Raw genomic sequence first — 23781 nt, 5'->3', positions numbered from 1 at the left:
TTCACTCCTTTACACTGCACGTTGGATAGACATCACATATGCGCCCATCCGGCATTTTTATGGGCGTGAAGTCCTTGGTATTACTGCCGCAATACGCGTGCAGATCGTCGAAACTTTTACCTCTGCAACGCCTCCACCCGCCAGGAACAGCTATCCATCTATCGTCAAAAGCCGGATGTTCCACCTCCGTTAAGGTCAGCACCACCCTGAGCGTCTTCCCACGTAGCTCATCACGCTGTGCAACCCCACCTGCGCCTTTTTTTTGCAGTTGACCCGCCGCGCCCAGTGAACGGCATTGCAGAATCTTTCTGATCCCATGAATAGTGCCTACCGTTCGAAACAACCACTGACATTGACCCGGCAGTACCTGAACACCGGACTCAGGCATCCGGGACGTATCAAGGCGATCAACAATGGAAATACCCCCAATATCCCCCCCAACATCCCCATCCCGTGTCCCCCATTTCGCATAAAAATCAAACTCCACGCCACGCAACACCAGCGGGCACCCGTCCACTGTTTCATTCAGCGGCAAGTGATAACTCACCCGACTGGCCGCTGCTTTGTAGTCTGTAAAAAAGACCTTGCGCTCCGGCCGCTTGCCTCGGCGCCTTGGCAACGTGCAGGCCTCACCCGTCGCGGGCCCGTAATTGGCAGCTGTTTTAAGTTCAAATTGCGGCGGCAAATCCACCTGCAGCGTAAAGCTATCGACCGGCTTTGCCGCGCACCCCCACAGCCCCGCCATTCCCAGCGCAAGCGACACCCCCAAGATGCATCTAGTCATCTGCTTTCTCCATCCGGCGCCACTGCTGCAACACCCGTTGGAAATGATCTTCGGGGGGTTCTCCAGCGGTTGGCTGCCAACGAATCCCACTGTCGCGAGTGGCCTCTTCCAACCGTCGTACCACCAAAAACTCAAGTTGTTCAGGCCTGCGCCATTGCCAAGCGCGAGCTTGTTCCAGCACCTGGGTCAGCCAGACTCTGGGGTCTTGGAATTCGACCAGCGCCGCCAGGCTTTCACTATGCTCAGCCAGCAGATAACGCAAGATATTGGCGTGCAAAATGGCGTGGGTATTTGGGTTGGGTATGCTCAGCCAAGGCACTGGATCAGGCACCGGATAGTCACCGGGCACCGGGTTGTTCCCACAGTGCCAGCGGCCTTCATGCCAGTAGCACACACTGATCAGCGGGCCAAGGAATGCTGGCCACTGCTCACTACTCAGGTGGTTCAGCGCACGCGCCAGCGTACGATTGTCGTGAAAGCGGTACAGCGCCTGGTTACCTTGCGGCCCGACCAGCAGCCGGTCGCGCCAATGTTGCGTCACGCCCATCAGGTCCACGGTTGGCAAACTGCCCAACCAGCCCCAATTCGTCTCAGGCTTTTGAAGAAGATTCAGCAGCGCAGGCTCGCCGACCTGATCCAGCAACAGGATCAAGGGGCCCGCCGTGGCGATTTCCGCCAGCGGGGTTTGTGCGTAGAGGCTGCAATACTCGGGTAACCCCCGCGCTGCCAACATCGGCTGGCGGGCTGCGTTCTCGCCTTCAAGTATCAAGCACAACCTGCGCCCTGCCTGCAGTTGTTGGCTCATCCATTGGCTTGGAAGAGTGTCCATCAGGCCGCCCTCTCACTGACATTGCACAGCCCTTCTCGGCAGCACTCGCACACCGCACAGAAGTCCGCGCCCAGTTCCCTGGCCAAGTGCATGATGGCGCCCTGGACAACGGAGACTTTCGGGCGCTCGACAACCGATGCAGACTTCGCCGAACGGACGGCGGACGGTGTGCCACCCAAGGTGATGGGCCGACTGGCGAAAATGCCGCCCGCCTGGATAACCAGATGCTCTCCTCCGGCTTTGAAGCTCAGGTGCGCACCTGCGTCGATCACCAGGCTGACACCGGCCTTGAGATGCACCTGTTGCCCCGCTTCAATCACCAGGGTTTGCCCGACATACGTCTGGCTATCGCCCTGCACATCCAAGTGATCGCTGGCTTTAAGTACCACCTTGCGATCACCCGTGACGTGACGACGCTCTTCGCTTTCCAGGTGAACCGTGCTTAACCCCCGAATGATTTCCCGCCGCTCACCCGCGACTTCCAGGTGAGCGTCATGCCCCACCCGCTGTTCAAGATCCCGTTGAGCGCGGACGTAAATAAGTTCCTCGCCACGACGGTCTTCAACGTGCAACTCGTTGGAACCGCCGCCGCCCAGGGTACTGCGGCTGCGCAAGACACTGCGGGTCTTGTGTTGCGGCAAGGGGTAGGTCGGCATGTGCAACGCGTTGGGCAGGCAACCGTGGACCAACGGCTGGTCCGGGTCTCCTTCCAGAAACGTCACCAGTACTTCCATGCCCACCCGTGGGAGCATCGTGGTGCCAAACCCGTCACCGGCCCAAGCCGACGCCACCCGCACCCAACCACTGCTTTTGTCGTCGGTCTTGTCCAGCCGGTCCCAGTGAAACCGCACTTTCACCCGGCCGTACGCATCGCAATGCACCTCCTCACCGGCAGGCCCGGTCACCGTTGCGGTCTGGGTGCCGTTGATGGTCGGCTTGGGGTGTTTGAGGGGCGGTCGATGCGTCGCCCTCCACGGTGTCGCCGTGAAGCGGTTGCGATACCCCTGGAAGGTGCCGTCCTCACTTACTGCCTCCTCCAGCACCTGCGGCTGATAGCCCTCATGACGGACCGAGGTAATCAACCACAAATCGTTGCAAAGCGGATCTGGATGGTCACGCAACTCAAGAAAGTGCCCACTGCACAGCGCCGGTTGGTCGCTTTTGCCCGACGCACGATAACGGTCGCGCTGATGGCGTTCCAAGCCTCTGCGAGCCAGGCGCAAACCCCGTTCATGGCCACTGAACCCGGCGGGATAGCGGTAGTCTTCAAGGGACTGTTCTGCTGTGGAACCCGCAGCGGCCTGCAGGCGCAGGGACGGATGCTCGAAATCATGATCACGCCGCACCGTTTGCCCACTGCGGGTACGAAGCCGCACATCGAAACGCTGGATAACCCGCGTTTCAGCCTTCGGTCCGCCTGCTGGGGAATAACGCTGCGCGGGCAAGCGGCGAAACACAGTCTGGTCATCGCCAAACACCAGCACATGCGCGTCTGCGCTGTGACGGAAGTGGTAATGAATGCCCTCCTCTTCGCACAGCCGCTGGACGAACTGCAGATCGGTTTCCGCGTATTGCACACAGAACGTGCGCGGCGGGTACACCACCGGGCCCAGCTCAAAGACATGGCTGTCGGCCAAAATGCCGTGATGTTCAAGGACTGTGGCGATGATCTGGGGAACGCTGCGCTGCTGGAAAATCCGCTGGTCGCGCCGGTGGGCAAGGTAGGCAAGACGCGGTGCCAGCGTCAGGTGGTAGCAGGTGAGTCGTCGACCCGGATCCTGCCGGCCGATCGCGTAAACCTGCCCGTGCAGGCCTTCGCTGGCTTCACCGAAATCCAGGTAGGCGGGTTGATGAAGCAATGCCTCCAGGTCAAGGTTGGGGTCTTCGCTGACGCCCTTTATCTGGATGAAATACGGTTGATCGAGAAACTCCTGGCCTTTGAATTCAAGTACCTGGAAGTCTGTATTCATACAGGGAAATATCAACTTGAAACGTGAAGAAACAAACGCGTCAACCATCCTTTGTTACCCGCCAATGTTATTGCCAATCTGAATTTTTATCCGGCTGAACACTGAATAAATGCCGATAAAAAGCGCCTGAACGCCGCAAAGCTTAGCGATCCCAGGAAAAAAATCGGCCCTGTTAAAGTAAAAAAGAAGTTTCGTACGGCAAAGCTAGAAGTGTCTTTTAGGAAACAAAGAATCGAGGCCCTAGACCACTTAATTAAAAAAAGAAATCCCCTACAACAACTTGCAGTTAAATAACTAATAGATAGCGAAACGGCTGACAACCATTCCGGGCTTCAGCCGTTCAAACAGGTTTATGCCTGAGGCGATGCAGTCCCAAAAAGGCTGACGCTCAGTAGCGTTTCAGCCTGCGTCTGCAAACGCACTGGCGCAGTGCCACCCGGCATCACCACCGCCACTTCACCACCTTCGACCCAACCCGCTCGCCACGCCGCACATGCCACGGCACTGGCGCTGGTGCCGGAGGATACCGTGGGGCCCTCTCCCCGTTCGAACACCCGGGCAATAATCCGATTGCCGGACTGCCGGGCCGCCCACTGCAAATTGACCCCCGCCAAACAGGGCTGACCACTGCCTGCCGGGGGCGCAAAGGCTATTGCCTGCAGTTGTTCGAACAGCGCGGGCTGCTGCATCAGCAGGTTGTCCGGCAAGGCCGACACGTGCTCGACCAACGTCACGCAATGGGGATTGCCCACGCGCACAAACTGGCTGTGGGTCCACTGCGAGTCAATCGCCGCCAACGCTGTTACGTGGCTCAGTTCAGTACCGCCGAGCAACGCCTGCTCGACGCCGTGCGCGCCCACCGCCGACGGCCCGAAACCGGGCAAACCCAATGCCAGCCAGAAGCCCTGGCGGTGCTCATGGACGGCTGGCTCGACCCGCGTTGCTACCGGCGACCCCGCATCAGGTTTGTCATGATGCACGCGCAATTCACAGGCTTGGGTCATCAGGCCCTGGTCGGTGAGTGCCTGGGCAAAAATCGTCAGCCCGTTGCCACTGCGTTCGGCCAACGAGCCGTCGGTGTTGACGATCAACAGGTCAAACGGCGGCTCGGCCTGGAAGGGGCCAACCAGCAAGCCATCACATCGGTGGGCTTTCGCATTGGCTGGACGCGGCGTCGCCCCCCAGTCGCACTCCGACGTTATCGCCAGGGACGCCCAATGCTCGCGAGCACACGCGGCCTGCGCGGCGCTATCGGGCAGCTCGATACCCCGGCCGCGTAAAAACGCAGGGCTGACTACGCCATAAATATTGCCCCGTGCATCATAGAACCGGGTCATGGCGCCGCCTGCCTGAAAATCTTCATCGTTTAGTCCGTTCGATTGCCTACACACTGGAACAGCAGCGTATTACACAACAAAGCGTTTGTGGGAACCCGGCTCGATCCCCAAGGCCTGATGTGCAAGGATGTCGCGCCGGACATCGTTCGTTGAACGCAAAACCAAGGATTCTTCATGACTGCCATCCCCACCTCAGCGCCCGTGGTTCCCGGGCGACTGGAACAAATATCGACCCGTATCGCATTTTTCATTGCCGGCTTCGGTATTGCAGCCTGGGCGCCGCTGGTGCCCTATGCCAAGGCGCGTGCGGCGTTGAGTGATGGCACGCTGGGTCTGCTGTTGTTATGTCTAGGGGTGGGGTCGATCATCGCGATGCCGGCTGCGGGTGCGTTGGCATCACGCTACGGTTGCCGACGTGTACTGAGCGCCGGCACGGTCATGATCTGCCTGGCCTTGCCGATACTCGCCACGGTCAGCTCGATTCCGTTGCTGATCGCCGGGTTGTTTCTGTTTGGCGCGGGGCTGGGCACGGTGGACTCCACGGTGAACCTGCAAGCCGTCATTGTTGAGCGCGCGAGTGGCAAAACCATGATGTCGGGCTTTCATGGTCTGTTCAGCCTGGGCGGCATCGTTGGGGCTGCGGGGGTTGCCGGGTTATTGGGGTTGGGCCTGTCGCCTCTGCAAGCAACGCTGGTAGTGATCGTCATCATGGCGGTGGCGCTGCTCAAGGCCGCGCCGCACTTGCTGCCCTACGGCAGTGAAAGTTCGGGCCCGGCGTTTGCGATTCCCCACGGCGTGGTGCTGTTTATCGGCTGCCTGTGCTTTATCGTTTTTCTTGCCGAGGGGGCGGTACTCGACTGGAGCGCGGTGTTCCTCAGCGCCGAGCGCGGGTTGGATGAAGCCTACGCCGGCCTGGGTTACGCCGCCTTCGCCTTGACCATGACCGCGGGACGCCTGACTGGCGATGCCATCGTACGGCGCCTGGGCGCTACGCGGGTGATTATGGCGGGGGGTTCCCTGGCAGCCGCCGGGGTCTTTCTCGCCACATTGTCGCCTGCCTGGGAGATGGCGTTGCTGGGTTACGCGCTGGTGGGGGCCGGCTGTTCAAATATCGTCCCGGTGCTCTACACCGCCGTCGGCAAGCAGACCCTCATGCCGGAGCATATCGCTGTACCCGCCATTACCACGCTGGGGTATGCCGGTATTCTGGCCGGGCCCGCCATGATCGGCTTCATTGCTCACGGCAGCAGCCTGGCAAGCGCCTTCCTGTTGATCGGTGGATTGCTGGTGGCCGTGGCAATCAGCGGAAAAATACTGCGGGTATAAGTGAAATAGAGCATGAGCTTCTTGAGTCGCTCAAGAAGCTCCCTCAGAAAGCGCGTTCAGAGGCCTTTTTCTTTTTTCTCGTTTTCCATCCAGCGGTCAACGCTGTAGTTCTTGATCCAGCCGTCATGGTTATGGCTGCCAAAAATATTGGTGCCGTTCGCCTTGTTACTGTCCAACGAGTCGAGCAAGCCTCGCTCAACCAAATTCTTGGTGATATACACCTGGTTCTCGCTGTATTTTTTCTTCGGGAACCCGGTCGCCGGATCCCGCACGGTCTGACCATTTTTATCCGTTTCGTCGGGGTCCTTGCTCATCTCGATAATCGTGTCTTTCTTTACATAGCGGTGCTTCTCAAAAAAGAAACTGTAGTCTTCCGACCTATCGCGTATGTCATCAAACATGGCTCTGAATGCCTGGACCAGCTGCAGATCGGTTTTCGCATGGTACGGATCTGCGCTCTGGGTGTTGGGGTTGGTATTGCCAACCAATGAACCCGAGGCCTTGGACAGACTTTCAGCGGTGAGGTGTCGATCCTTTCCAAGCACCGCCTGGTTCAAACGCGGGCGGTTGACTGTCTCCCGAAACAGCATGATGACGCGCTCGGGGACCGCGCTGGTGCTCGGGTCCTCGCTCGCGATCTTGTGCATCGATTGCTGGGTCAGGTGCCCGTCTTCCTTGAATGCATCCAGTACTGGCAACTTCAGATTGTTACTCAAGTCGGTCGCCAGCAGGTGGTCGTCCGAACTGACGTAAGGATTCCCGACTTTCGACATGCCACCGTACATGTTCTGACCGTCAAAATGCCGGGCGGCACCGTTGGCGAATCGATCGGAATAAGGCTGTGCAACGGGGAGTGGCTTGCCCAGCGCACGCGAATCTACCGAAAATCGAGCATGCCCCCCGCCTCCCGGTAGCGCATCGGCGGCTTTCGGTACTGTACGTAATAAATCATTAACCCTGCTAATCATGGTTCTTCTCCACTAAATGTTGACTCCATCGCCTAAGCACTGACACAGGCTGAGTGGCGTTCATGCATCAGTGGTTCCTCCGAAAGGCCGAGCAAAATTCGACTAACTGTAACCATCTGCCCGCCCAGGGACCGACTCGCATCACCCCGGCATACTTAACGCCTGGGCAGCTTGAGCTTGCTCCAGATACTCGGGAAGAGTGAGCACGGCGAACTGGACGCCTGTTCTTCTGCCAGCGTTCGAGCACCCTTGTCGAAATCCTCGGCGGTAGGTGCCTTGAAGCTGCTCTTGGGCGACGACGTGAGATTGACCTGCGGGGGTGGCATGACCAGCGTCGCAGCGTTGTACTGGGCGTGGCGGGGTTCAAATGATGGCGAATTCATGGTCAAGACCTTATCCGGTAGATAAAGGCACCCGCCGATAGCCAGTGGCGGAGGTCGTTTTCTAAGCCGTGGCGTTGCGTAGATGATGTGTTCATGATTGAACGTGCGGCTCATGCATGCGCATTTGACTGCCGGGTGCCCCGTGCTGCGCGGCACGAGGCAGTCGGGGGGTCTAACCCAGCAGGCTCAGCAGCTTCAACAGTTCGGATCGCGTAGCCTTTCCGTCACGCAACGGTCCAAAAATATTGTCCATCAATCCACCCAGGTTCGAGCGCGCCATGACCTCCTTGGACAATTGGATGAGATGATCCCTATGCCGATCACCGGTCAAAGGTTGCGACGCGAGTTTTTCGAACGTACTGAGCTCTATTGAACGGTTCCAGAACCCCCCCTTCAACGCATTAAAATGCCTGAGTACGTCCGAGACGATGTCTTTGTCGGTGGCGAGTTTCAAGGGGTTGTCGGAACGCAGATAGCTCTTGATGTCATTCCTGGACAAGCGGTTATCCAATTCACCTGTCCGACCGTTTCGATCCAAGGCCTGCATCAGTTCCGGACGGCGCACCAGCTCTCTTGCCAGGCGAATATTGCTGTCAATGTGCGGATTACCGGTCAATGGGCGAGCCGCCATATTGTGTACGCTTTGGGTCGTGACCTCTCGCGACGGCCATGGCCCCCGAAAGGCATCATAATTTTTCAATAACTGCTCGGCCAGTTGCTCTCCAGTTCGCTTGGAATAATGAGGATCCGGCCGCGAGGGATTCGGACGCGGTGGCGGGCCTGGATTTGGTCGCACGCCCTCAGGCAGCGGACGCGCCGGTGGGCCCGGGCGCAAGTGGCCGTGGCACGGTGCCGGGTGCCTCGGTGCGCTATCAAACATCAGCCCGGATTGGCGGCCTTGAGTGTTGAAGGTCACGCCTACCGTCTGCTGGCGACTTGCAGACGGATGAGGTTGCGCAGGACCGGACGGGGCACCTGCGTGTGTGTCGTGATTGGGGGACTGTGTAGCAGGTTGGTTGAGTACTGATACCGACATTGAGCTCTCCAGTTCGGTTTTTTCAGGCGCCTCACCTCGCGGACCCAGCCCTCGACGTCAACTAACCGTCAAAAAAACCAGCGCAAGCAGGCTCTTTCTGTGTGGCAGAACAGGGGAAGTCGGTTCCTGAAAGTGCTGAAGTTTTCCAATACCTCGTAGGAAGAGCCCATACAGGCGCTTGCCGTGCAACCTGTGCATGGCCGCCCCTGGTCGGGAGGGGCGGCAACATCTGGATGTCAGCGCAGAATCAAAACCCGACGCTCGCCTGCACAAAGAAAGTACGCGGCTCGCCCAGATACAGCCCGGCGTTGTTGTCGCTGGAGCGCGTGTAGTGCTGCTGGTCAAACAGGTTTTTCACGCCCACGCCCAGTTTCAGGTTCGACAGGTGCTCGCCGAAGTCATACCCGCTGCGCACGTTGACTGAAACATAACCGGGGATATCACCGTATTGGCCGTCTGCCGTGCCTTGGGTGACGTAGGTGCTGGTGGTGCCCGGTGCGCGCTGGCCGGACTGGGCGTAAACGTCCAGGTTATGGGTCCAGCGGTTGACGTCGTAGCGCAGGCCCAACGTGGCCACTTCCCGTGAATACAACGGCAGGTCACGGCCCTTGAAGGGTACGTCACCTTCGGAGGTGGCCTTGGTGTAGGTAAAACCGGCATTGGCGGTCAGGCCGTCCAGGCGTGGGTCCAGGTTCGACAGGTCATAGTGAGCCGACGCTTCGATGCCGGTGTGCTTGGTGGCGCCCAAGTTGGTCCAGCCCACGGCATTGCTGACGTATTGCAGTTCATCCGAGAAGTCGATGTAGAAGTACGTCAGTTCGCCGCCCCACACGCTGTCGTTGTAGCGAGTACCGACCTCGTAAGTCTTGGCCTTTTCCGGGTTCAGGCCGTTGGCGGTCTGGTCGCCGGTTCCGCCCTGGCCCAGTTGAAAGTACTGCAGGCTGCCGAAAGACGTTTCGTAGTTGGCGAACAACTTCCAGGCATCGGAGAGGTGGTACATCACGCTCAAGGCCGGCAGGGGTTCGTTGTTGTGGACCTCGCGGCGTTTTTCCGAGGTGCGGGTGCCGTTCAGTGCAACCACTGGGCGGTCGTGCCACTCGGTGCGGATATCTTCGAAGCGAATTCCAGGCGTCACCGTCCACTTGCCGATATCGATTTTGTTATCAATATAGAACGCGTTGGCTTCGGTACCGCCTGTGCGGTCTTGATACACGTGGCCGTCACTCTGCCCTCCCGGTGTCGGCACGTTGTTGATCAGGTTCAGGCTGGTGGCCTGCTCATGCATGCCTTCTTTGAGGTAGCGATAACCGACGCTGACTTCCTGGGTGCTGGGGCCCACATCGAACACATGGGACACCCGCGGCTCGATGCCGAACGTGTAGTAGGTGCGCGGGTAGGAACCCAGGGTCGCGAGGTCGCGGTTGGCGATGTTGCTGCCACGGAAACTGTCGGAGTAGTAGGTCAGCACTTCGGCCTGGGTACGGTCGTCGATCTGCCGGATGTACTTGAAGGACACATCCTTGCGCCGCCCGCTGAAATTGTCCCAGTCGCGCACCGACTGGTACGGGTTGGCGTCGAACTGCTTCTGGGTGAGGCCGCCGGGCATGTCGGCGCTGGCGTCGTAGTAGTGGAAGTTCAGCGAGAAGTCGTCTTGATCGGTGGGTGCCCAGTGGGTCTTGAGGATTACGTCGTCGATGTCGTTGGAGTTGTTGCTGTTGCGATAACCGTTGCCATTGACCCCGGAGTACAGCAGCGCAACGCCGATGCCGTTGTCGGCCGTGCCGCCGATAAAGGCGTTCTCGATGTGCTTCCAACCGCCATGGGCGGAGGTTTGCAGGGTGGTGCCGACCTCGCCGGAAAATGTCTGCGGGATCGCACGGGTCACGAAGTTGATCACGCCGCCGACGTTCTGCGGCCCATAACGCACGGAGCCGGCGCCACGCACCACGTCGATGCTGTCAAGGTTACCGGCGGAAATCGGCGCCATCGACAGCTGTGGCTGGCCGTATGGCGCGAACGCCGCCGGCACGCCATCGATCAGCACCGTGGAGCGTGGCGACAGGCGTGACGTCAGGCCGCGCACGCCGACGTTGAGGGAAATATCGCTGCCGCCGGTGCCGTTGGATTCCTGCACCTGCACGCCAGGCACGCGACGCAGCACGTCACCGACGTTCATCGCGCCCTGCTCCACCATGGCTTCACGGCGAATCACCGTGCGGGCGCCAGGATGGTTTTGCACCACTTCGGCATTGGCATCGCCAAGCCAGTCGCCGACCACGCGGATGTCGGTGGCACCCAGTTCCACAGGCGAACCGGCCTCACCGGTGCCGACGCTCAGCGGGCGCAGGGTCACGGAACCGGCGTCGATCTGATAGTCCAGGCCACTGCCTTGCAGCAATTGGCGCAGGGCTTGTTCGGGAGAGAGGTTGCCGTCGACAGCAGGTGACTGTTTGCCCGCGACCATGTCGGGGCTGAAAAACACCTGCAAGGACGTTTGCTGGCCCAACTGGCTCAGCGCCGCGCCCAGGGGCTGGGCCTGGATATGGATAGCGTCGGCCGCATAGGCCGCAGGCAGTGCGGCGCTGACGGCAAGTGCCAGGGCCAATGGCGCCCAACGGGAGATTTTATTGTTGTTAACGGCGAGTATTTTCACGTCTGACCCAGTCCTGTGATCGCAAGAGTATGCGGCTGTTAATGCAAACCAGTTGCAGCTGCAGGAGAAGACGATGGGCGCGGAGAAAACCTGAACCTCAGCGTGAAATAATTTCCTGGCTGCCATCCGGCAGGGTTCGCAGGGTTACCGGCAGGATGTGCGGCAATGCTTTGAGCAAGGCATCGGTGTCGTTGGCTTTGAACACGCTGGTCAGCCGCAGGTTACCGACGGCAGGCGAGCTGACGCGCAGCGGTTGCTCGCGATAGCGCGACACTTCCCGCGCCACTTCCCCCAGCGTCGCGTCGTTGAACACCAGTTTGCCGCTGCGCCAGGCCGTCAGCTCATCGGTATTCACGGCGTAGGACGCCGCCACCAGCCCTTTGCGGTCCACATGCGTCCCCAGGCCCGCCGTCAGTGTCACCACCTCATCCGGTGAACGCCCTTGGACCTTCACGGTGCCGGCCTCAACCATCACCCGGGTCTGGTCGTCATCGCGGCGCACATCAAAGCGCGTGCCGGTGACCGTCACCTGCCCTGCCCCGGCCGCGACCACAAAGGGGCGGCTGGTGTCGTGCTCGACGCTGAACATGGCTTCGCCCTGTTTAAGCTCCACACCGCGCCGGCTTTTTTCGTAGTGCACCGCCACCACGCTGCGGCTGTTCAACTCCATCACCGAACCGTCCGGCAGTGCCACCTGGCGATGCTCACCCAGGCGCGTGCTGAACTCGGCACTGTAGGGCTTCGGATGATCAAGGCCACTGAACAGGCCCAGCCCCAGGGCAATCGCGACCACACTGGCCGCGACGGCATAACGCAGCACGGCCCGCCGCTTGGGAGGCGCCTCGCATAACGCCTGCAAACGGGCCTTGGGCAGCAGGTCGGTGGCACTCCACAGGCCTTGCAGCACATCGAATTCATACTGGTGTTCGGGGCTTTCAGCGCGCCAGGCGTCGAAACGCTGGCGCTCGGTGGCGTCCAGCTCGGCGTCTTGCAGGCGTACAAACCATTGCGCGGCTTCATCGCGGGCACGGCTATGCATCATGGAAGGTCCTGTTTCAGAGCGAGCTTGAGTCATGGGGCCAGCGCGTCCAGGCGGTCACGCAGATGCCGCAGGGTGCGGATCATATACTTTTCCACCATGTTCTTGGACAACCCCAGGCGTTCGGCGATTTCCTGCTGGGTGAGGCCCTCGATTTTCTGCCAGATAAAAATCTTGCGGCAGTTGAGCGGTAACTCGGCCAAGGCCCGCTCGATGGATTGCGCCAACTGGATCGCGTGCATGGCATGCTCCGGGTCGCCACTGTGGGGTGAGCGCTGATCAAAGTCTTCCAGGGCGATGGCGTCGCGGCGGTCCTCGCGGCGGTAGGCGTCCACCGCGATGTTGCGCGCCGTTTGATGCAAATAGGCGCGCGGTTGCGTGATGTCGGTGGAGGTGGACTCAAGCACCCGCACAAAGGTGTCGTGGGCCAGGTCTTCGGCCTGCTGACGGTTTCTCAGGCGGCGCGTCCAGGTTCCGATCAACTCTTCGTAGTGCTCGAAAAAGCCTGTTCTGCGGGGCGGCTGAGGGATCATCGCGGAAGCACTGGGGAGGCGGGGCGTGAATAGTAATGCTTCCTATTAAGTGGAGCAATTGCTACCTGTCGCCCGCCGGCTGCCCCGTGGATGAACTTACCTTGTGCGCCATCAGTCAGCTAACTGAACTCATCAATTAACAGGCTGGGTGGGCAATGCACATCTCGTTGGAGCAACAAGTGGCACTGGTGACGGGCGCCAGTTCCGGAATCGGCGCTGGCGCGGCCAAGGCCCTGGCGCAGGCCGGGGCTGCGGTGGTGCTGAACTACAACCGCCAGGCCGCCCCGGCGCAAGCACTGGCGGCGCAGATCAACGCCGACGGCGGCCGGGCGATTGCCCTTGGCGCCGACGTGTCCAAAGAGGCCGATGTAGAACGGCTGTTCGCCCAGACCCTCGATGCGTTCGGCCACTTGGATATCCTGGTGGCCAACTCCGGCATGCAGAAGGACGCCGCCGTGGTCGACATGACCCTCGACGATTGGAACAGCGTGATCGGCGTCAATCTCACCGGCCAGTTCCTCTGTGCCCGCGCCGCGCTGCGTATCTTCAACCGCCAGGGCATCCGTGAAGGTGTGTCGCGGGCGGCGGGAAAAATCATCCACATGAGTTCGGTGCACCAACTGATCCCCTGGGCCGGGCATGTGAATTACGCCGCGTCCAAAGGCGGCGTGGAGATGCTGATGCGCAGCCTCGCCCAGGAAGTCAGCGAACAGCGCATCCGCATCAACGGCATCGCGCCAGGGGCGATTCGCACGGCGATCAACCGCGCCGCCACCGAAGGCGCGGCGGAAAAAGAGCTGCTCAAGTTAATTCCATATGGCCGCGTCGGCGATGTGGAAGACGTGGCCAACGCCGTGGTCTGGCTGGCCAGCGACGCCTCCGACTATGTGGTCGGCAGCACCTTGTTCATTGATGGCGGCATGAGCCTGTATCCGGAGTTTCGTGGCAATGGTTGATTTGAAGAAGGTTGATTTTAAAAACGAAGCCCAGAGCGCCATCGATGCCCACGGCATCATCGGCGACATGCGCAGCGCCGCGCTGGTGAACAATAAAGGCAGCATCGACTTTTTCTGCTGGCCGGAATTCGACAGCCCGTCGATCTTTTGCGCGCTGCTCGACACCCCCGACGCCGGCATCTTCCAACTCACGCCTGACCTGCCCAACGCCCGCCGCGAACAGATCTACCTGCCGGACACCAATGTGCTGCAAACCCGCTGGCTCAGCGATGAAGCCGTGGTGGAAATCACCGACCTGCTCAGCATCAGCGAAGAAGTCGATGACCTGCCCCTGCTGATCCGTCGGATACGCGTGGTCAGCGGCCAGGCCAACATTCACCTGCGCTGCGCCGTGCGCCACGACTATGCACGCACGCCAACCAACGCCTCCCTCGATAACGGCACTGTGTGCTTCGACGCCGATGGCCAGCCCGGTATGCGTCTGTCGAGCAGCCATCCATTGCAACTCGAAGACAACGCGGCCGTGGCGAGCTTTACCCTGACTCAGGAAGAAGGCGCCGAATTTGTCCTCGGCGGCCAGGACGATGAACGTGTCGACAGTCGCTGTACCGACCTGGCGCTGGCTCACACCTTGAAGTTCTGGCGTGGCTGGATCGCCCAATCGAACTACCGCGGGCGCTGGCGCGAAATGGTCAACCGCTCGGCGTTGGCGCTCAAACTTCTGACCTCGCGCAAACACGGCGCAATCATTGCTGCCGCCACCTTCGGGCTGCCGGAATCACCCGGCGGCGAGCGCAACTGGGACTACCGCTACACCTGGATCCGCGATGCGTCGTTTACCGTCTACGCCTTTATGCGCCTGGGTTTTGTCGACGAGGCCAATGCCTACATGCGTTGGCTCAAGGGCCGGGTCAGCGACTGCTGCGGCCAGCCGACCAAAATCAACATCCTCTACGGCATTGACGGTCGCCAGGAGTTGCCTGAAACCCACCTGGATCACCTGAGTGGCCACGGTGGCGCCAGGCCGGTGCGCATCGGCAATGAAGCGGTCGACCAGATCCAGCTGGATATTTATGGGGAGTTGATGGACGCGGTGTACCTCGTCAACAAGTACGGCGAAGCCATCTCCCACGAGGGCTGGAAACATACGGTAGAAGTCGTCGATCAGGTCTGCGAAATCTGGGACCAGAAAGACGTGGGCATCTGGGAAATGCGCGGCGAGCAACACCACTTCCTGCATTCGCGACTGATGTGCTGGGTGGCCCTGGACCGCGCAATCCGCCTGGCTTCCAAACGCTCGTTGCCGGCGCCATTTGCGCGCTGGGACAAGACGCGCCAAGCGATCTACGCCGACATCTGGAGCAACTTCTGGAACGACGAACGCGGGCATTTTGTGCAGCACATCGGCAGCACGGCGCTGGACGGTTCGATGCTGCTGATGCCACTGGTGCGCTTCGTCGCGGCCACCGACCCGCGCTGGTTGAGCACCCTGGACGCGATCCAGAAAAGCCTGGTGCGTGACGGCATGGTCTACCGCTACCGCAACGACGACAGCCAGATCGACGGCCTGCAAGGCACCGAAGGCGCATTTACCGCGTGCTCGTTCTGGTACGTCGAATGCCTGGCCCGCGCCGGCCAGGTGGAGAAAGCCCACCTGGAATTCGAACAACTGCTGCGCTACGCCAACCCACTGGGGCTGTACGCCGAAGAGTTCGACAGCCATGCACGGCATCTGGGCAACACGCCACAAGCGTTGAGCCATTTGGCGCTGATCAGCGCGGCGACGTTCCTGGACCGCAAGTTGAGTGGGGAGAAAACGGTGTGGCAACCTTGAGAGCTGGTCGGTAAGGCGCCGATGCATCGCACTCCAAATGCGTGGCGCATTGACCGACACACACTCAAGGGCTAAACCTTATTGCCTTTATTGGGGCTGCTGCGCAGCCCAGCGCGGGGCAAGCCCGCTCACCACAGAAGCCCGCTCACCACAGGGGGCTTGCTTCCCTTCAAATGTACTAACGCTGGCCAACCACGGAGCCCAACCATGACCCTGACCGCCCCATTGCTCCACGTGCAAACCTCCGTGCTCGACATCCACTACGAGGCCCACGGTCCTGCCGATGGCGAGCCGGTGATCCTGCTGCATGGTTTCCCTTACGACCCGCGTGCTTATGACGCGATTGCGCCGGTGCTCGCTGAGCGCGGCTGCCGGGTGTTGGTGCCGTATTTGCGCGGTTATGGGCCAACGCGATTTATCAACGCGCAGGTCATGCGTTCCGGGCAACAGGCGGCGTTGGCCAGGGATCTGCTGGAGTTCATGAATGCGCTGGACATCGCGCAGGCCACGCTGGCGGGTTATGACTGGGGCGGGCGCGCCGCGTGTATCGTTGCCGCGCTGTGGCCGCAGCGGGTACGCGGGCTGGTGACCGGGGACGGCTACAACATCCAGGACATTGCCAAGTCGCCCACGCCTCGGGCGCCGGTGACGGAGCATCGGTTGTGGTACCAGTATTACTTTCATACCCAGCGCGGTGTGGACGGGTTGACCGCCAACCGCCGCGAACTCTGCGAGCTGCTGTGGTCGCTATGGTCACCGTCCTGGGCCGAGGGGCCGGCTCTGTATGGGCAGACCGCACCGTCCTTCGATAACCCGGACTTTGTCGAGGTGGTGATTCACTCCTACCGCCACCGTTTCATGTACGCGCCCGGCGATCCTGCGCTGGAAGCCATCGAGCAGGCGCTGGCGCTGCAACCGGCGATCTCGGTGCCGAGCATCTCGTTGTGCGGTGCCGATGACGGCGTAGGCCCGCCGCCGGAAGAGGACGACGACCTGGAGCACTTCAGCGGTTTTTACCGACGCCAGGTGTTGCCCGGCGTGGGCCACAATATTCCCCAGGAAGCACCGCAAGCCACCTTGGATGCCGTGCTGGAATTGCTCGCCTACGACACCGCGCAAAAGCGCTCGCGATAGGCCTGGGGCGTGACTGACAAGGCCCGCAAAAAGCTGCGGCGCAGGGTTTCTTCACAACCAAATCCGCACTGCACGGCGATGCGTTTGATTGACGCGTTGCTGTCCGCCAATTGCCGGCGGGCGGTTTCGACGCGGATCAGTTCGACGGCGCGCGCGGGGGTCTGCCCGGTTTCGGCGCGGTAGTGGCGCACGAAGCTGCGCTCGCTCATGCCGGCCTGGGCGGCCAGGGTCGCAATGTTCAACTCCAGGGTGAGGTTTTCGGCTATCCAGGCGTGCAATTCGGCGAAGCGGCTGTCGCCCTTTTGCAGCGACAGGGTCACGCTGAATTGCGATTGGCCGCCGGGCCGCTTGAGAAACACCACCAGGTGCCGCGCCACTTCCAGCGCGACTGCGCCGCCGAGGTCTTCTTCCACCAGGGCCAGGCACAGGTCGATGCCGGCGGTCACACCGGCCGACGTCCACACCGCGCCCTGCTGGATGAAGATCGGGTTGGACTCCACCGTCAGGGAAGGAAACTTGCGCGCCAGTTCTTCGCAGCGCGTCCAGTGGGTCGCCACGCGGCAGCCGTCGAGCATGCCGCTGGCGGCGAGCAAAAAGGCGCCCGTGCACACCGAGGTCATGCGCCGGGTGTGCCGGGCCTTTTCCCGCACCCAGTCCACCAGCGCCAGGTCCTCAGAAGCGCCGTACACACCCCAGCCGCCAGCGATCACCAGCGTGTCGCACGGCGCATCGACGGCGGGCAAGGGCTCGGCCACCAGGGCCAGGCCCGCAGAGGTCATCACCGGTTCACGCTGGGCGGCGATCACCGAGACGGCGTAAGGCAACGGCAGGCCGCGCTGGCGGGCCAAGTCATTGGCGGAGGCGAACACCTGCAACGGCCCGGTCACGTCGAGCACCTGGGCGTTATCGAAAGCGAGGACGTGGACAATTCTGGGCATGATTGGCGTGATTCGTGGGGTCAATGGCGTATTCGCCAAAGCCTAGGCCTCTAGAGTGAAGCCGTCCACCCCTTATCGGAGCATTCTTGATGACCTTGCAGATCGGCTTTGTGTTGTTTCCCGGCATTCAGCAACTGGACCTGACCGGCCCTTATGACGTGCTGGGCTCGCTGCCGGATGTGAAGTTGCACCTGGTGTGGAAAGACCTGGCGCCGGTCACGTCCAGCACCGGGTTGGTGTTCACACCGACCACCACCTATGCCGACTGCCCCAACCTGGATGTGCTCTGCGTGCCCGGCGGTTCCGGCGTCGGCGCGCTGATGGAAGACCCGGCCACCCTGGACTTCCTCAAGGCCCAGGCCCAGACCGCGCGCTACGTGACCTCGGTGTGTACCGGCTCGCTGGTACTCGGCGCGGCGGGCCTGCTGCGCGGTCGCAAGGCCACCACCCACTGGGCCTACCACGACATGCTCGCCCCGCTCGGCGCCATCCCGGTGCAGGAGCGCGTGGTGCGTGACGGCAACCTGTTTACCGGCGGCGGGATCACGGCGGGGATCGACTTCGCGCTGGTCCTGGCGGCTGAGTTGTACAGCGAAGCGGCGGCGCAACTGGTGCAGTTGCAGATCGAATATGCACCGGCGCCGCCGTTCGATTCGGGCAGCCCCCAGACGGCGCCCGCCCATGTGCTGGAAGAGGCGAAGAAGCGCACGGTGGAATCGCGCCGGGTGCGCGGCGAGATCACCGCACGGGCGGCGGCGCGGTTGGGCTGACGCTGTAGCGGGCAAGGCTTGCCCTGATGCCAGTCAGTTGGGGCGCGACATCACCGCCAGGCGCACGGCCAGCAGCATCAGTACCGTCGCCAGACCCCACTTCTGCAGCCAGGCGCTGTGTGTGCGCCTGGCAAAGAACCGGCTGAGCCCGCCACCAAAACACCCCAGCAGTGCGTGAAACACACCGGCGATCACGGTCAGCACGCCGCCCAGCACCAGCAATTGCAGGGCGATAGGCCCGGCCTCGGGCCTTACGAACTGCGGCAGGAACACCAGAAAAAACAGCAATGCCTTGGGGTTGAGCAAGCTATTGAGCATCGCCTGCCAACCTACTCGGCCCAAGGGCACACGGTTGATGTGGGCCATGCCCAGACCAGGGCTTTTCTGCAAGGTCTTGAACACCAGCCACAACAGGTAGATCACCCCCGCATACCGGATCACATCAAAGGATGGCGGCCAACTGGCGACCAGCGCCGTCACCCCGCTGGCGGTCAATACCGTCAGCAGCAGGTCCGCCACAATGATGCCCAGCGCCGACGCTATTCCACCGCGCCAGCCGTGAGTCACGCCGTGGCTGACAACAAAGGCCATGTTCGGTCCCGGAGACAGCAGCAACAGCACCACTGCACCGGAAAATATCGCCAGGGTCGTCACGTCGATCATGCTCAGCCCTCCGTCGGGAAAGCACGCAGCCTAATCGGCCGGCCTTGGGCAAACAAAAAATTGTGCTGGATACAATGCCCCCCGGTGATTGCTCATTGCCACGGCCAACGTCTAGAATGCGAAACATTATCAATTAAGACTGCTGCGCCAGGATGCCCATGTCGAGCGATCACCCACTGGACCATGCCGCTATCGGCCAGCTGTACCATGCCCATCATTCCTGGCTGCGTAGCTGGTTGAGCCGGCGCACCGGTTGCCGCGAGCATGCCGCCGACCTGGCCCAGGAAACCTTCGTGCGCCTGCTCAATGCGCGCAAGCAGCAGACGGTGCAGCAGCCCCGCGCGTACCTGAGCAGCATCGCGCGCAGCCTGATGATCGACCAGTACCGCCGCCGTGAACTGGAGCGCGCCTACCTGGAAAGCCTCGCGCATTTCCCGCAGGTGCAAGTGCCGTCGGAGGAAACCCGGCGGTTGATCCTCGACAGCCTGGAACGTATCGACCGCCTGCTCGACCAACTCAAGCCACGTGCGCGCGAGGCGTTCCTGCTGGCCCAACTCGACGGCCTGACCTGCGCACAGATCGCCCTGCGCCTGAACGTATCCAAGGCCACCGTGGAACGCGACCTGGCCAAGGCACTGCACGCCTGTTATCGGTTGCGATATGCCGAACGATGACCCGCGCCTGGTCGACCAGGCCATCCAGTGGATGATCACACTGCGCTTCAACCCCGCCGACGATGCCAGCACCGCCGCATTTGACCGTTGGCTGCACACCAGCGCCGAACACCAGCAGGTGTGGCAGCGGGTGGCGACCATGAATGACGATTTCAGCCAGTTACCGGCCCAGGTTGGGCGCCATGCCCTGCGCGGTGCGCGCCAACGCATCAGCCGCCGTGACGGCTTGAAACTGCTCGGGCTGGTGGCCGGCACGGCTGGTTTGACCTGGCTTGGCCGCGACTACACGCCGCTGCCCGCCATGCTGGCCGATTACCGCACCGTCACCGGGGAACGGCGCTGGGTGGCGCTGAACGATGGCAGCCACATCCAGCTCAACAGCGCCAGTGCCTTCGATACGGCGTTTGATCAGGAGCGGCGCCTGGTGCACTTGCGCCAGGGTGAAATACTGGTCAATACCGGCGGCGACAGCCGACCCTTCTGGGTGCAGACCCGCGACGGTTACCTGCGCGCCCTCGGCACCCGTTTCCTGGTGCGTGAAGACGCCCAAGGCACGTTGCTCGCCGTACAACAGGGCACGGTGGCGCTGTTTGCAGGCCGCCATGACGCCAGCGCCCGGCAGTTGATCCAGCCGGGCGAACAGGTGCTGTTCGACCGCCATGGCATTCGCCCTCCCCGCGCCAATGGCCTGGACCCTTGGGCCTGGAGCGACGGCGTGATCAGCGCCCACAACATGCGCCTGGATGACTTCCTTGCCGAGCTGGGACGTTATCGCAACGGCCTGCTACGTTGCAGCGAAGCGGTCGCCGGGATGCGCGTGTCGGGCACCTATCAGTTGGACGATACCGATCAAGTGCTCAGCCTGGTGGCGCATTCGCTCAAGGTCGACGTCACCTACCGCAGCCGTTATTGGGTGACCGTCTCGCCCCGCGTATAACCCGTCAAAAATAAATGAGGTGAATTCGCATTGCCGCTCGACCTGTAAGGAAAGGCCGATCAACAGGCCGGTTCTGTTCACTTCCTTCAGGAGCATCCCGCGGTCATGCAAGCGATCCCCTTCCAACGTTCCCCCCTCAAGCGCACGGTGCAGGCCGCTTTGCTCGGCGCCTGCCTGAGCAGCGCCGCCGTGCCGCTGGCCGTGGGGGCTGAAACCCCAGCCGGCGATACCCAGACCCGCGACTGGCAGATCGCCGCCGGCTCCCTGGCCAACGCGCTGGACCAGTTCGCCCGTCAGGCCGGTGTCAGCCTGTCGTACGACGCCACCAGTGTCGCCGGCAAGGCCAGCCCAGGCCTCAGCGGCCGCTTCGACCCGCAACAGGCTCTTGGCCAGTTGCTGCGAGGCCAAGGCCTGGACGCCCAGCGCCAGGGCAACAACACGTGGTTGCTCCTGCCGCAAGTAGCCCAAACCGGTGCACTGAACCTGGGCGCCACAATGGTCACCGGCGAACGCTTGGGTGCCCTTACCGATGGCACCGGTTCCTACACCACCGGCGCCGTGACCATCGGCAAAGGTGAACATAGCCTGCGGGAAACACCGCAGTCGGTCAGTGTGCTGACCCGCCAACTGATGGATGACCAGAACCTCACCACCATTGACGACGTGATGGAACGCACGCCGGGGATCACCACGTACGAGTCGCCCATGGGCGGCAAGTACTTCTATTCCCGTGGTTTCAAGATGCTCGGCCAGTACCAGTACGACGGCGTGCCACTGGACATGGGCAAGGACTACGTACAAGCCGACAGTTTCAGCGCCAACATGGCGATCTACGACCGGGTGGAAGTGCTCAAGGGCGCAGCCGGAATGCTCAAGGGCGCCGGCACCGCCAGCGGCGCGGTGAACTTCGTGCGCAAACGACCACAGGCCAAGCCCACCACCAGCCTGTCGTTGTCCGCCGGCACCTGGGACAACTACCGCGCCGACGTCGACACCGGTGGCCCGTTGAATGACAGCGGCACCGTGCGCGGCCGCGCAGCGATCAGCCAGCAGACTCGCGGTTCCTACATGGACATTCAGAAGCGCCAGGACCAGGCGTTCTATGGCGCATTGGACATCGACCTCAACCCCGACACCACCCTGGGCGTCGGCGCCAGCTACGAAGACGTCGACGCCAGCCCGTGCTGGGGCGGCCTGCCGCGCTACGCCGATGGCAAAAGCGCCAACCTCAGCCGCTCCACGTGTCTGGGCCAGTCCTGGAACGACTGGCAAAGCCGGCGCACCACGTTCTTCGCCGACCTGACCCATCAATTCAACGATGACTGGAAACTCAAGGTCTCGGCGGTGCACAGCCGCAACCTGCAAGACACCAAGTACGCCGCCAGCGAAGGCACCATCGCCTACGACAACCCGACGCCCACTGCCAACTCTTACGCGGCGCTGATGGACTACAACCATAAGGACTTCGGCCTCGACGCCTACGTCGACGGCAAGTTCGAAGCCTTTGGCCTGGAGCATGAGCTGATCCTCGGTGCCAACGGCAGCCGTGGTACCCAGGACGACGTGTACGCGATCCAGAACCTGCCCAGGCGCCAGAGCATCTACCAACCCGATCACCACTTCCCGGAACCGGCCAACAGCAGCTTCTGGCCGAACATGTACCGGGGTGGCACGGTCAAGGAGACCGCCACTCAATATGGCACCTATGCCACCTTGCGCCTGCGCTTGGCCGAGCCGCTGATGCTGATCGTCGGCAGCCGCGTCAGTTGGTACGAGAACCGTCGCCAATCCTACAACCTGGCCTGGGGCGAATGGGCCACGCAGGATGCACGCACCCGCGAAACCGGCGAAGTCACGCCGTTTGCCGCGCTGATCTACGACCTCAACGAGCACCTCTCGGTGTACGCCAGCTATGCGGATATTTTCCAGCCGCAAAGCTCTTACGCCACCGTCGACGGCGCGGCCCTCCAGCCGAAGGTCGGCGACAACTACGAGTTGGGCATCAAGGGCGAATGGTTCGACGGGCGCCTCAACAGCTCCCTGGCATTGTTCCGCGCGATTGAGAAAAACGGCGCCGAGTCCGACTACACCACCCAATGCGCGACCTCCGCCGACGGCTTTTGCTACACCGACAAAGGCAAGGTGCGCGCCCAGGGCGTGGAGGCCGAAATCAGCGGTGAAGTGCTCGAACGCCTGCAACTGTTCGGCGGCTATACCTACACCCAGACCCAATCCCTGAGCACCATCGACGTCGCGAAGCAGGGTGGCACGTCCAACACCTACGTGCCCCGTCACATGCTGCGCGTGTGGGGCGACTACCAGCTCGACGGCGCGCTGTCGAAATGGAGCGTCGGCACAGGGGTCAATGCCCAGAGCAGCAACTATCGCGTGCAGACCATCAAGCTCGAACAACCCGGTTACGCCACTTGGAACGCACGCCTGGCGTACCGTGTGGATGACACCTGGACAGTGGCGCTCAATGGCAACAACCTGTTTGATAAAACCTACTACAACACCGTGGGCACCGCCTCCTGGGGCAACTTTTATGGCGAACCGCGTAATTTTACGGTGAGTTTGAAAGGCAACTTCTAACCCCTCGAAAACCCCGCTGGCAGGGCACTTAGTGCGCCCTGCCTCCCCTCTTTGTCCCCCTTTCCTACCGCGTTTATAAAAAGGTTTTACCGTTAAGCAGGAAAAATCTCACATTTGTTCCTACACTCAAAAACACACCCCCCTTCACCGAGTGACTGGACAAGGAATGTCAATAAAATGCCGAAAAAGAGACTGATAAACCTGTCTAGCATGCCACCTCCGCACCATCGTCAATCCGTTGACTAGCATTGAAAAGGAAACACTCCTTTAGTCACGACACCCGCGAAAACCATTCAAATGAATATATATTTTTTGAATGAAAAGTTGCGTATTACCCAGCGTAGCCGTAGTTCGACGTGCCTCTAAAGCAGCCTGCTGCTTTATTGAATACATCAACCGAACAGCTGCGTCTGGAGTGCAATGAG

20 protein-coding genes are annotated in these 23781 nt (G+C 61.3%); 8 read left to right on the top strand and 12 right to left on the bottom strand.

Annotation, left to right across the window (positions count from 1 at the left end; genetic code table 11):
• Window position 1 precedes the first annotated feature (1 nt).
• The 4 genes from NDJ82_RS24455 to NDJ82_RS24440 all read right to left on the bottom strand — a co-directional run bounded on the left by NDJ82_RS24455 (window position 2) and on the right by NDJ82_RS24440 (window position 4920).
• Window positions 2-784, bottom strand: a complete 783-nt coding sequence (locus NDJ82_RS24455; protein ID WP_250926468.1) for a hypothetical protein — start codon at window positions 782-784, stop codon at window positions 2-4.
• Window positions 777-1613: a DUF4123 domain-containing protein gene (locus NDJ82_RS24450; protein ID WP_250926467.1), complete on the bottom strand. Its 837-nt coding sequence runs from the start codon at window positions 1611-1613 to the stop codon at window positions 777-779. The genes NDJ82_RS24455 and NDJ82_RS24450 overlap by 8 nt, the downstream gene beginning before the upstream one ends.
• On the bottom strand, window positions 1613-3631 hold the full coding sequence (locus NDJ82_RS24445; RefSeq protein WP_250926466.1) for a type VI secretion system Vgr family protein: 2019 nt from the start codon (window positions 3629-3631) through the stop codon (window positions 1613-1615). The genes NDJ82_RS24450 and NDJ82_RS24445 overlap by 1 nt, the downstream gene beginning before the upstream one ends.
• Window positions 3632-3933: 302 nt before the next feature.
• A complete protein-coding gene (locus NDJ82_RS24440) occupies window positions 3934-4920 on the bottom strand; it encodes a diaminopimelate epimerase (protein WP_250926465.1) in 987 nt (328 codons plus the stop codon).
• 174 nt (window positions 4921-5094) lie between these two features.
• Here NDJ82_RS24440 and NDJ82_RS24435 point away from each other — a divergent pair, with 174 nt between their 5' ends.
• Complete coding sequence (locus NDJ82_RS24435) at window positions 5095-6246, top strand: MFS transporter (protein WP_250926464.1); 1152 nt, start codon at window positions 5095-5097, stop codon at window positions 6244-6246.
• Window positions 6247-6302: 56 nt separating this feature from the next.
• Here the strand turns inward: NDJ82_RS24435 and NDJ82_RS24430 are convergent, their stop codons facing one another.
• From NDJ82_RS24430 to NDJ82_RS24405, 6 genes are all read right to left on the bottom strand, one after another.
• The gene (locus NDJ82_RS24430) at window positions 6303-7214 is read right to left on the bottom strand and encodes a hypothetical protein (RefSeq protein WP_250926463.1); all 912 of its coding nucleotides are present in this window, start codon (window positions 7212-7214) and stop codon (window positions 6303-6305) included.
• Between the two features lie 155 nt (window positions 7215-7369).
• Window positions 7370-7597 (bottom strand): hypothetical protein, encoded by a 228-nt coding sequence (locus NDJ82_RS24425; RefSeq protein WP_250926462.1) that lies wholly within the window; start codon window positions 7595-7597, stop codon window positions 7370-7372.
• Between the two features lie 172 nt (window positions 7598-7769).
• Entirely contained in the window at window positions 7770-8513 is a 744-nt protein-coding gene (locus tag NDJ82_RS24420) for a hypothetical protein (RefSeq protein WP_250926461.1), read from the bottom strand.
• 367 nt (window positions 8514-8880) lie between these two features.
• Window positions 8881-11286 (bottom strand): TonB-dependent siderophore receptor, encoded by a 2406-nt coding sequence (locus NDJ82_RS24415; RefSeq protein WP_099584860.1) that lies wholly within the window; start codon window positions 11284-11286, stop codon window positions 8881-8883.
• A gap of 97 nt (window positions 11287-11383) precedes the next feature.
• Window positions 11384-12328, bottom strand: coding sequence for a FecR family protein (locus tag NDJ82_RS24410; RefSeq protein WP_250926460.1), 945 nt, complete (start codon window positions 12326-12328; stop codon window positions 11384-11386).
• 29 nt (window positions 12329-12357) lie between these two features.
• Window positions 12358-12858: a sigma-70 family RNA polymerase sigma factor gene (locus tag NDJ82_RS24405; protein WP_099584858.1), complete on the bottom strand. Its 501-nt coding sequence runs from the start codon at window positions 12856-12858 to the stop codon at window positions 12358-12360.
• Window positions 12859-13013: 155 nt separating this feature from the next.
• Between NDJ82_RS24405 and NDJ82_RS24400 the strand changes: the two genes are divergently transcribed.
• The 3 genes from NDJ82_RS24400 (at window position 13014) to NDJ82_RS24390 (ending at window position 16782) form a co-directional block, all read left to right on the top strand.
• A complete protein-coding gene (locus NDJ82_RS24400; protein ID WP_112194452.1) occupies window positions 13014-13814 on the top strand; it encodes a glucose 1-dehydrogenase in 801 nt (266 codons plus the stop codon).
• Window positions 13807-15648 (top strand): glycoside hydrolase family 15 protein, encoded by a 1842-nt coding sequence (locus NDJ82_RS24395; protein WP_250926459.1) that lies wholly within the window; start codon window positions 13807-13809, stop codon window positions 15646-15648. Before NDJ82_RS24400 ends, NDJ82_RS24395 begins: the two co-directional genes overlap by 8 nt.
• A 207-nt stretch (window positions 15649-15855) precedes the next feature.
• The gene (locus tag NDJ82_RS24390) at window positions 15856-16782 is read left to right on the top strand and encodes an alpha/beta fold hydrolase (protein WP_250926458.1); all 927 of its coding nucleotides are present in this window, start codon (window positions 15856-15858) and stop codon (window positions 16780-16782) included.
• Here NDJ82_RS24390 and NDJ82_RS24385 read toward each other — a convergent pair.
• A complete protein-coding gene (locus NDJ82_RS24385; protein ID WP_250926457.1) occupies window positions 16752-17720 on the bottom strand; it encodes a GlxA family transcriptional regulator in 969 nt (322 codons plus the stop codon). The two genes, NDJ82_RS24390 and NDJ82_RS24385, sit on opposite strands and share 31 nt — an antisense overlap.
• An 89-nt stretch (window positions 17721-17809) precedes the next feature.
• Here NDJ82_RS24385 and inhA point away from each other — a divergent pair, with 89 nt between their 5' ends.
• On the top strand, window positions 17810-18490 hold the full coding sequence (gene inhA / locus NDJ82_RS24380) for an isonitrile hydratase (protein ID WP_250926456.1): 681 nt from the start codon (window positions 17810-17812) through the stop codon (window positions 18488-18490).
• Window positions 18491-18523: 33 nt separating this feature from the next.
• On the opposite strand, the gene NDJ82_RS24375 is transcribed toward inhA, so the two are convergent.
• Window positions 18524-19153, bottom strand: a complete 630-nt coding sequence (locus tag NDJ82_RS24375) for a LysE family translocator (protein WP_191960350.1) — start codon at window positions 19151-19153, stop codon at window positions 18524-18526.
• 158 nt (window positions 19154-19311) lie between these two features.
• Here NDJ82_RS24375 and NDJ82_RS24370 point away from each other — a divergent pair, with 158 nt between their 5' ends.
• The 3 genes from NDJ82_RS24370 to NDJ82_RS24360 all read left to right on the top strand — a co-directional run bounded on the left by NDJ82_RS24370 (window position 19312) and on the right by NDJ82_RS24360 (window position 23356).
• On the top strand, window positions 19312-19827 hold the full coding sequence (locus NDJ82_RS24370; protein ID WP_191948400.1) for a sigma-70 family RNA polymerase sigma factor: 516 nt from the start codon (window positions 19312-19314) through the stop codon (window positions 19825-19827).
• Window positions 19814-20764, top strand: coding sequence for a FecR domain-containing protein (locus tag NDJ82_RS24365; RefSeq protein WP_250926455.1), 951 nt, complete (start codon window positions 19814-19816; stop codon window positions 20762-20764). The genes NDJ82_RS24370 and NDJ82_RS24365 overlap by 14 nt, the downstream gene beginning before the upstream one ends.
• 105 nt (window positions 20765-20869) lie before the next feature.
• The gene (locus tag NDJ82_RS24360; RefSeq protein WP_250926454.1) at window positions 20870-23356 is read left to right on the top strand and encodes a TonB-dependent siderophore receptor; all 2487 of its coding nucleotides are present in this window, start codon (window positions 20870-20872) and stop codon (window positions 23354-23356) included.
• The last annotated feature ends 425 nt before the right edge of the window (window positions 23357-23781 follow it).

The organism is Pseudomonas sp. SR18, assembly GCF_023701505.1.
GTDB lineage: Bacteria > Pseudomonadota > Gammaproteobacteria > Pseudomonadales > Pseudomonadaceae > Aquipseudomonas > Aquipseudomonas cyclaminis.
This window is presented reverse-complemented; position numbering and strand designations above follow the sequence as displayed.